General features: G+C 73.4%; 8 protein-coding genes. 5 read left to right on the plus strand and 3 right to left on the minus strand.

Annotation, left to right across the window (positions count from 1 at the left end; genetic code table 11):
• Nucleotides 1-178 precede the first annotated feature (178 nt).
• Both ACZ67Q_RS09030 and ACZ67Q_RS09035 read right to left on the minus strand, forming a co-directional pair.
• A complete protein-coding gene (locus tag ACZ67Q_RS09030; protein ID WP_471178403.1) occupies nucleotides 179-1,678 on the minus strand; it encodes a DUF3152 domain-containing protein in 1,500 nt (499 codons plus the stop codon).
• Nucleotides 1,679-2,016: 338 nt separating this feature from the next.
• Nucleotides 2,017-3,033, minus strand: a complete 1,017-nt coding sequence (locus ACZ67Q_RS09035; RefSeq protein WP_471178406.1) for an alpha/beta fold hydrolase — start codon at nucleotides 3,031-3,033, stop codon at nucleotides 2,017-2,019.
• A 222-nt stretch (nucleotides 3,034-3,255) separates the two neighbouring features.
• Here ACZ67Q_RS09035 and ACZ67Q_RS09040 point away from each other — a divergent pair, with 222 nt between their 5' ends.
• The 4 genes from ACZ67Q_RS09040 to ACZ67Q_RS09055 all read left to right on the plus strand — a co-directional run bounded on the left by ACZ67Q_RS09040 (nucleotide 3,256) and on the right by ACZ67Q_RS09055 (nucleotide 5,227).
• Nucleotides 3,256-3,480, plus strand: coding sequence for a hypothetical protein (locus ACZ67Q_RS09040; protein WP_471178409.1), 225 nt, complete (start codon nucleotides 3,256-3,258; stop codon nucleotides 3,478-3,480).
• A 190-nt stretch (nucleotides 3,481-3,670) separates the two neighbouring features.
• Complete coding sequence (locus tag ACZ67Q_RS09045) at nucleotides 3,671-4,315, plus strand: TetR/AcrR family transcriptional regulator (protein ID WP_471178412.1); 645 nt, start codon at nucleotides 3,671-3,673, stop codon at nucleotides 4,313-4,315.
• Nucleotides 4,316-4,515: 200 nt separating this feature from the next.
• Nucleotides 4,516-4,743 carry a DUF3107 domain-containing protein gene (locus tag ACZ67Q_RS09050; protein WP_361631291.1) on the plus strand — a complete coding sequence of 76 codons (228 nt, stop codon included), beginning with the start codon at nucleotides 4,516-4,518 and terminating at the stop codon, nucleotides 4,741-4,743.
• Between the two features lie 217 nt (nucleotides 4,744-4,960).
• The gene (locus ACZ67Q_RS09055) at nucleotides 4,961-5,227 is read left to right on the plus strand and encodes a hypothetical protein (protein ID WP_471178416.1); all 267 of its coding nucleotides are present in this window, start codon (nucleotides 4,961-4,963) and stop codon (nucleotides 5,225-5,227) included.
• 187 nt (nucleotides 5,228-5,414) lie between these two features.
• Here ACZ67Q_RS09055 and ACZ67Q_RS09060 read toward each other — a convergent pair whose 3' ends face one another.
• Nucleotides 5,415-6,152, minus strand: a complete 738-nt coding sequence (locus ACZ67Q_RS09060; protein WP_471178418.1) for a ferritin-like fold-containing protein — start codon at nucleotides 6,150-6,152, stop codon at nucleotides 5,415-5,417.
• A 541-nt stretch (nucleotides 6,153-6,693) separates the two neighbouring features.
• Here ACZ67Q_RS09060 and ACZ67Q_RS09065 point away from each other — a divergent pair.
• Nucleotides 6,694-8,834 (plus strand): DEAD/DEAH box helicase (locus tag ACZ67Q_RS09065; protein WP_471178421.1); only part of this gene is annotated, 2,141 nt, incomplete at its 3' end.

Below are 8,834 nucleotides of genomic sequence, written 5' to 3' on the forward strand. Positions count from 1 at the left end.
GGGGGGGGGGGGGGCCCCCCCCCCCACCAAAAGGGGTGAACGGTCGTAACTTTCCCGTGCGGGTCGCGTTCGGTCGCGCTAAGAGATCACGCGGTTGCGAACCGTCATCCGGCACGCCGTGCCGAGCGCCGCCGCCTCCCGGCTCGGGGAGGGCGGACGCGCGCGCCGTCAGATGCCGTCAGTTGCCCGGGTAGGGCCAGGGGTTGGGCAGGCAGTGGATGCCGTCGTGATCGAGGAACTTGGTCTGCTGCTGCATGACCGGGGCGAGTGCGCCGTCCTTGTCGCAGCTGACGTGGCCGTGGCCGAGACGGTGGCCCACCTCGTGGTTGATCAGCATCTGCCGGTAGGCGTGGATCTGATCACCGTACGTCGGGGAGCCCTGCGCCCACCGGTACGCGTTGATCATCACGCGCTCGGTGGCGGCCGAGTCGCACGAGACGTTGTCCTCGGTGGTGTCCAGGCCCGACTTGGCGCACCAGGTGGCGGTGGTGCCGGGGCTGGCGAGTGTGATGACGAAGTCGGGCTTTCCCGAGGAGACGCGCTCGAACGTGCGCGCGCCGCCGTGCGCCCAGCTGCGGGGGTCGTTCAGCGTCTTCTGCACGGCCTCGGCGAACAGCGCGCCGTCGAGACCGAGGCCCTGCTCCACGTCCACGCGGTAGGTGTACTTCTGGCCCTTGCCGGGCGCCTTGTCGGCGCCGGGGACCGCCTCGAAGGTCCCCGGCCCCTTGAGAGTGGCGCCGAGCGGGTACTTCCGCGCCATCTTCTGCTCGTACGTCAGCGGGGCGAGCGGCACCGAGGCGTTCGGCCGGCTGTCGCCGCGCGAGGCGGAGTCACGGGCGTCGCGCGCCTGGTCGGTGGCCGACTGCGCGTGTACGCCGTCGCCGTGGCCGCCGGCGACCTGCCCGGCCACGATGACCGCGAGCACGGTCGTGACGGCGGCGGCCGCGATACCGGTGAACGTGCGGCCCCTGCCGCCCTTGGTGCCCTTGGCGCGGTCGGGCTGGTCGTCGGTGGCGACGTCCGCGTCCGGCGTCCGGGCGCCGGACGGAGCCGCGGCAGCGGTGGAGCCGGCCGATGCTGCGGCGGAGGGGTCGGCGGGCCGGTCGGGGGCCCTCCGGGGGCGCACGAAGACGTCGTCGCGGGGGCCGTCGCCGTCACCGTCGAAGCCTTCGAAGGCGTCCAGATAGTCCTGACGGGGGCCGGCCGACGGAGCCTTCCGCTGGCGCGGCAGGGGAACTCCTGCGACCTGCGGCCCCGCAGGACGCCCGCGCCCGGCTCCGGGTCCGGCCAACTCGCCCCAGCCACCGCCGGCTTCCCGCTGCTCGGGATGGCCACCGCGGACCCGGGGGACGCCGTGCGCGGGGGTGCCGCCGGGGACACGGGGGACGCCACGCGCGGGCGTGCCGTCGGGGAGGCGCGGCACACCCTGCGCCGGAGTCCCGTCGAACGCCCGGGGTACGCCATGGGCCGGGGTGCCGTCGGAGAACCGGGGCACACCCTGCGCCGGCGTCGCGTCGACCGGCCTGGTGGCCGCGCCCTGCGCCGGCGCGCCCCGCGACGGTACGCCCCGCCCAGGCGCGCCACGCATCGCCCCGCCCTGTGTCGGCGCACCCGGCATACGTCCACCCGGCCCCGGCATGCCCGGCATGCGCGCACCCTGAGTCCGGGCGCCCGGCATCGGCGCACCCGGCAAAGGCGCCCCGGGCGTCGCCAGGCCATGGCCGGAACCAGGACCGCCCCAAGACCCGCCAGGTCGCCCCCCGGCCCCGCCGGTCCCCTCCGACCCGCCAGGTCCCCCGGACCCGCCAGACCCCCCGGACCCGCCATGTCCCCCAGGCACGCCAGGTCCCCTCGACCCCGCATCCCCGGCGTATCCCCCTGCGTTCTCCCCCGCCCCCGGTGTCGGCGGCTGCGGAGCCGGCGTCGCCGCGCGGCCCGCTCCCGTCCCCCCTGTGGTGTCGCCAGGCGCCTTTTTGGGCGCGGGCCCCCGCCTGCTGTGGCGTCCCACGTCGCCCCTCAGCTCCCCTGGCTCGCGGACTCGGATTCGGGCAAGGACACAGTGGCGGAACCGGACGCGGACCGCTCCACGTCGGCCAGCAGCTCACGGAACCCGGCGGCCACCGCCCGGGGGTACTCCATCATCGCCACGTGCCCGGCCTCCGGCAGCGTCAGCAGACGGGCGTCGCGGAAGGTGCGCGCCGCCTTCTGGGCCATGCGGAAGCCGACGAGCCGGTCACGGCCGCCGTAGACGAGCAGGGTGGGCGCGAGGACGCGGGCCGCCTGCCGCCACAAGCTGTGCTGACCGCCCAGCGTGTAGGCGTCGACGATCCCCCGTGCGGAGCGCGCCAGGGCGTCCCAGAAGTACGGCAGCTGCATGCGCCGCTCCAGTTCCTCCACGGCGTACCGGAACGCCTCCGGCGACACGCGCGAGGGGTCGCCGTAACACAGGGCCATGGAGCCGCGGACGCGCTGCTCGGCCGTCCAGTCGCGCGTCATCCGGGTGAACAGCGACGCCACTCCGGGCAGGCCGATCAGCGCGGTCGGCACGGCGGAGCGCTGGATGCGCAGTTCCGGCAGCGCGGGTGAGACGAGTGTGAGCGTGCGGACCAGGTCGGGGCGCTGGGCGGCCACGCGCGTAGAGACGGCGCCACCGAGGGAGTTGCCGAACAGGTGGACCGGGCCGCGCCCGGAGGCGTCGAGGTAGCGGATCACAGCACGCGCGTGCCCGCTGATGGAGTAGTCGCCGTCGTCCGGTGGCGGCGAGTCGCCGAAGCCCGGCAGGTCCACGGCCTCACTGTCGACGACACCGTCCAGCTCGGCCATGAGCGACGACCAGTTCTGCGAGGAACCGGCGAGCCCGTGGACGTACAGCGCGGGCGGCAGCCCTTCGCGCGCTGCGGGCCGCGAGCGCACGGTGAGCGTGATGCCGGGCAGTCCGACCGATGCCAGCCGCTCGCCCTCCGAAACCCTGACGGGCGCCGCCTTCGGGGCCAGGTTGGTGGGCGGCACGGACGGCAGCTCGGTCGAAGACATGCGGCAATGTTACGAGACGATCACGCAATGGTTCACGTGTTCGGCGTCACAGGCGTCGCCGGCACCTCAAGGGGCACACGGCCGGGCGCGGTCGTACGGCCTCGCACGCGTACAGCCGCGCACGGCATGGCGTCCGCACCGGGTGTCTCCTACGCTCAGGACAGGGCACCCGAGTGTGACCCCCTGCTACTCCAGGGACATTCGTAGGAAGGGAGCCCGTCCATGGCCGTCGACCCCACCGACCCCGAGACGTTCGAGGAGATCGAGGAGGAGGGCGCCACGGAATTCGACGTCGAGGCGCCCGTCGCGGACGCAGCCGAGCAGCACGCCGACGTCGCGCCCGATCGCGACGACCCGCTGACCGGCGTGGACCCCGCCCGGGCGAACGAGGCCGACCTGATCGAGCAGGCGCGCGTCGTCTCGCTCGACGAGGACGACTACCGCTGACGTCCGGGCACCTCGCTGAGCTGGAGAGAGGCCATTTTTTGCCCGCTCGGAGCAGGTTTGAAACCCTTTACCCGACTTTCGTCACCGTCCGGTCCGTGAAATTCTGCGCTCGCACCGCGCACACCCGGGTTACCGAAAAGTACGATGGCCGCGCGGCGCACACCGCATGTGGACGACATTGGGAGGCGGCGTGACAGCCATCGAGCAGACAGAGGCGGCACGCCCGCGGGGTACGCGCCTGCCGCGCCGTGCCCGACGGAACCAGCTGCTGGGCGCCGCCCAGGAAGTCTTCGTGGCGCAGGGCTACCACGCCGCCGCCATGGACGACATCGCCGAGCGCGCCGGCGTCAGCAAGCCGGTGCTCTACCAGCACTTCCCGGGCAAGCTCGATCTCTATCTCGCGCTGCTGGACCAGCACTGCGAGTCCCTGATCCAGTCCGTACGCAACGCGCTGGCGTCGACGACCGACAACAAGCAGCGCGTGCGGGCGACCATGGACGCCTACTTCGCGTACGTCGAGGACGACGGCGGCGCGTTCCGCCTGGTCTTCGAGTCGGACCTGACGAACGAGCCCGCGGTGCGCGAGCGCGTCGACAAGGTCACGAACGAGTGCGCCGAGGCGATCTGTGACGTCATCGCCGAGGACACCGGTCTCTCGCGCGCGGAGTCGATGCTGCTGGCCTCCGGCCTCGGCGGCCTCGCCCAGGTGGTGGCCCGTTCCTGGCTGCACAGCGACCGCAGCGTGCCGCGCGATCAGGCGGTGCAGTTGCTGACGTCGCTGGCCTGGCGTGGCATCGCCGGCTTCCCGCTGCACGGCACCGAGCAGCACCACTGACACACGCTCCGATGGGGTGCGCGACAGCCGACGGGAGTTTGTTCCCGTCGGCTGTTCGCTGTTGGCGGGAGTTTGTTCCCGTCGGCTGTTCGCTGTTGGCGTGCCCGGCGCGGAGCGTGCGGGTCCCCTCACCGGGCTAATGTGTGCTGGGTACGGCGCGGAAGGTCGCGCACTTCACTGACCGTCGGAGGGACATAGCCGTGGAGGTCAAGATCGGCGTGCAGCACGCGCCCCGCGAGATCGTTCTGGAGAGCGGTCAGAGCGCCGAGGAGGTCGAGCAGGCGGTGGCCGCGGCGCTGGCCGGCAAGTCACAGCTGCTGAGCCTCAAGGACGAGCACGGCCGCAAGATCCTGGTCCCGGCCGACCGCCTCGCCTACGTCGAGATCGGCGAGCCGGCCCCCCGCAAGGTGGGCTTCGGCGCGCTGTAGGGACACCGCGCCGCGGAGGCGTGCGCGGAGGGGGCCGACGGTGTGGAACCGTCGGCCCCCTCCGGCGTTTCCGGTCACAGGCTCTTCACGGACGGAGCACGGCAACTCCACAGCCGAGGATTGGCTTCCGCAGGTCACGGGTATGACGGGCTACGACCTTGGTACCGGATACGTATCGCGTTCGGTGCAATGTCCGGTCGTCTGGGAGGGACCCGCGATGATCTTCGAAGCGCTCGGCTCCGCAGTGCTCGGTCTGGTCCTGGCGTGGGCCGCGCTGCACCGCCTGTCGCACCGGCTGCCGGCCCGCGCACTGGTTCTCGCGACGGGCGTCGCCGGCGCCCTCTTCGGCGACTTCGTCACCCACAGCGCCCTCGGAACCGGCAGCGTCCTGCCCAGCCTGATCGGCGCGACGATCGTCTCGGCGGCGTCCCTGTCCCTGCTCCTGCGCCCGGCGGGCCGCCTTCGCCGATCAGCGACGGCGTAGCGGACGGGGGCCTTGGAAGCAGGCGCGAGGAGCAACCACCTGAGAGCGCGGGGAACCGCGCGACCGGCCGCGGCAGACCCGCAGGCGCAAGGCGCAGCTCCCTGGGGGCGCGGCGAACGGCGCGACCGGCCGCGCAGACCCGCAGCCGCACGACAGCGGAACGCGCCCCCACGGAGCGAAGCGGCGTTCAGGCCGCGAGGCCCAGCGCAGCCATCCGCTTGGTGTGCGCCTCGGTGATCCGCGAGAACATCCTCCCGACCTCCGCGAGGTCGAACCCGTCCGCGACACCCCCCACGAGCATCGTGGACAGCGCGTCCCGGTCGGCCACCACCCGCTGCGACTGCGACAGCGCCTCGCCCATCAGCCGCCGCGCCCACAGCGCCAGGCGCCCGCCCACCCGGGGATCCGCGTCGATCGCCGCACGCACCCGGTCCACGGCGAACCCGGCGTGGCCGGTGTCGTCCAGCACGGCCAGCACCAGCGAGCGCGTGTCGGAGTCCAGGCGGGCCGCGACCTCGCGGTAGAAGTCGCTGGCGATGGAGTCGCCGACGTACGCCTTGACCAGGCCCTCCAGCCAGTCCGAGGGCGCGGTCTGCCGGTGGAAGCCGTCCAGCGCGGCGACGAACGGCTCCATCGCCACCGTCGAGTCCTCGCCGATCTCGGTGAGCCGGTCGCGCAGCCGCTCGAAGTGGTGGAACTCGGCCGACGCCATCTTGGCCAGCTCCGCCTTGTCCGCCAGCGTGGGCGCGAGCTTGGCGTCCTCCGCGAGCCGCTCGAACGCCGCCAGCTCGCCGTAGGCGAGCGCGCCGAGCAGGTCCACGACGGCGGCCCGGTACTGCGGTTCGGCGGAGGCCGTCGCCCAGTCCTGGGCGGCGACTCCCGTGGGTGCGTCGGAGGCGTGGTCAGGCTTGTCAGAGCTCGTCATGCAGCGCACAATAGCCCGCTCGCCGCGCGACGGAAGGCCCTGGTCACCACAGTGGCGGCGGCCGTGCCGGCGGCCGCCGGGCGGATGTGACGACGACAACGTGACCGAATCGGCCATCGCGTGTGCGCCGATCCGGGGTATGGTGGTAATGCGCCTGCCGAATACTCGGTCGTGTTCCGACGTAGTGTCTCGACGGGCCGCACGTATGAGGATGCCCGGTCGGTGGCCCGATCGGCTCCGACCCGACAGCCCTCCCCGACCGTACGGCACCACGCGTACGGCCCCGGAGGGGGGACACCCTCAGCGGTACGAGCGCTCGAGCGTCGGCAGAGGTCCCGTGCACTACGGCTTGCCTGTCCGGCTTTCCGTAAGGCAGCCGACGTCCCCGGCACGGTCCGACACGACCCCCGCGCTCGCCTCGCACCGCGCACACAGAAGAGGCAGCACCCTGACTACGACGTTCCGAGAGCTCGGGATCCTTCCCGAGACCGCCGAGGCCCTCGAAGCCGTCGGCATCATCACCCCCTTCCCCATCCAGGAGATGACCCTCCCCGTCGCCCTCTCGGGCACGGACGTCATCGGCCAGGCCAAGACCGGCACGGGCAAGACCCTCGGCTTCGGCCTTCCGCTCCTCGAGCGCGTGACCGTCCCCGCCGACGTCGAGGCCGGCCGGGCCGCCCCCGAGGCCCTCACCGACGCTCCCCAGGCGCTCGTCGTCGTCCCCACGCGCGAGCTGTGCACCCAGGTCACCAACGACCTGCTGACGGCGGGCAAGGCCCGTAACGTGCGCGTGCTGGCGATCTACGGCGGCCGCGCCTACGAGCCCCAGGTCGAGGCCCTGAAGAAGGGCGTCGACGTGGTCGTCGGCACCCCGGGCCGCCTGCTCGACCTCGCGGGCCAGAAGAAGCTGAACCTCAAGCACGTCAAGTGCCTGGTCCTCGACGAGGCCGACGAGATGCTCGACCTGGGCTTCCTGCCCGACGTCGAGAAGATCATCAACATGCTGCCGGCGAAGCGGCAGACCATGCTGTTCTCGGCCACGATGCCGGGCGCCGTCATCGGTCTCGCCCGCCGCTACATGTCCCGGCCCACGCACATCCGCGCCACCGCGCCGGACGACGAGGGCGTGACGGTCGCGAACATCAAGCAGTTCGTCTACCGCGCGCACTCCATGGACAAGCCGGAGATGGTCTCCCGCATCCTGCAGGCCGAGGGCCGCGGACTCGCGATGATCTTCTGCCGGACCAAGCGCACGGCGGCCGACATCGCCGAGCAGCTGGAGCGTCGCGGCTTCGCCTCCGGCGCGGTCCACGGCGACCTCGGCCAGGGCGCCCGCGAGCAGGCGCTGCGCGCCTTCCGCAACGGCAAGGTCGACGTCCTCGTCTGCACCGACGTGGCCGCGCGCGGCATCGACGTCGAGGGTGTCACACACGTCATCAACTACCAGTCCCCGGAGGACGAGAAGACGTACCTGCACCGGGTCGGCCGCACCGGCCGCGCGGGCGCCAAGGGTACGGCGATCACCCTGGTCGACTGGGACGACATCCCGCGCTGGCAGCTGATCAACAAGGCGCTGGAGCTGGACTTCAACGACCCGCCGGAGACGTACTCGAGCTCCCCGCACCTGTTCTCCGACCTCGGCATCCCCGCGGGTACGAAGGGCACCCTGCCGCGTGCCGAGCGCACCCGCGCCGGCCTGGACGCCGAGGAGCTCGAGGACCTGGGCGAGCCGGGCGGGCGGGGTGCCCGCGGCCGTGGTGGCCGGGGCGGCCGCCGCGACGAGGCCCAGTCCCAGTCCCGTTCCCACGACCGCGAGGCGGAGCGCGAGCGCAGCCGTACTCCGCGCCGTCGCCGCCGTACGCGCGGCGGGACTCCGCTGGAGGCGGGCGCCGAGCAGGCGGCTCCGGCCGCCGAGGCGACCGCGACGGCCGAGGGCACCGAAGGCTCGCGCGTCCTGCGCCGCCGTCGCCGCACCCGCGGCGGTTCCGCGGCCGCCACGACGGCCCCGGCCGTCTCCGCCGCCACGACGGCCGAGACGGCGCCGGCCGCCGAGGCCGCGGTCACGGCGTCGCAGGGCACGGAGCTCGACACGGCCGAGGCCCCGGCGAAGTCGCGCCGCCGCCGCACCCGCAAGTCGGCGGAGGCCGCCCCGGCTCCTGCCGAGGTCACGCCGGCGACCGAGCCGACCGCCCCGTCGGCCCCGTCGGCCCAGGAGCAGACCGAGGCCACCGAGGCTCCGGCCGCCGCGCCGCGCCGCCGTACCCGCAAGGCGACGGCCGCGACGGAGACGGCCGCCGAGGCCGCCGTCGACACGGCGGAGACCGCCGAGGCCAAGCCGAGGACGCGTCGCACCCGCAAGGCGACGGCGACCACCGAGGACGCCGCCCCGGCGAGCGAGGTGACCGCCGAGACCGCGGAAGGCGCCGAGGCGACCGAGGCCAAGCCCAAGGCCCGCCGCACCCGCAAGACCGCGGCGAGCAAGACCACCGAAGCGAGTGCCGAGGCAGCCCCCGAGGCAGCCGTGACGGCCGTGGACACCGCCGAGGCCACCGAGGCCAAGCCCAAGACCCGCCGCACCCGCAAGACCGCGGCGAGCAAGGCCACCGAAGCGAGTGCCGAGGCAGCCCCCGAGGCAGCCGTGACGGCCGTGGACACCGCCGAGGCCACCGAGGCCAAGCCCAA

Source organism: Streptomyces sp. NPDC036813, from assembly GCF_055609245.1.

Excerpts from the sequence above, each read along its gene's own strand:
- ACZ67Q_RS09035 (WP_471178406.1), bottom strand. The coding sequence starts at position 3,033 with ATGTCTTCGACCGAGCTGCCGTCCGTGCCGCCCACCAACCTGGCCCCG.
- ACZ67Q_RS09030 (WP_471178403.1), bottom strand. The coding sequence starts at position 1,678 with ATGCCGGGCGCCCGGACTCAGGGTGCGCGCATGCCGGGCATGCCGGGG.
- ACZ67Q_RS09040 (WP_471178409.1), top strand. The coding sequence starts at position 3,256 with ATGGCCGTCGACCCCACCGACCCCGAGACGTTCGAGGAGATCGAGGAG.
- ACZ67Q_RS09060 (WP_471178418.1), bottom strand. The coding sequence starts at position 6,152 with ATGACGAGCTCTGACAAGCCTGACCACGCCTCCGACGCACCCACGGGA.
- ACZ67Q_RS09055 (WP_471178416.1), top strand. The coding sequence starts at position 4,961 with ATGATCTTCGAAGCGCTCGGCTCCGCAGTGCTCGGTCTGGTCCTGGCG.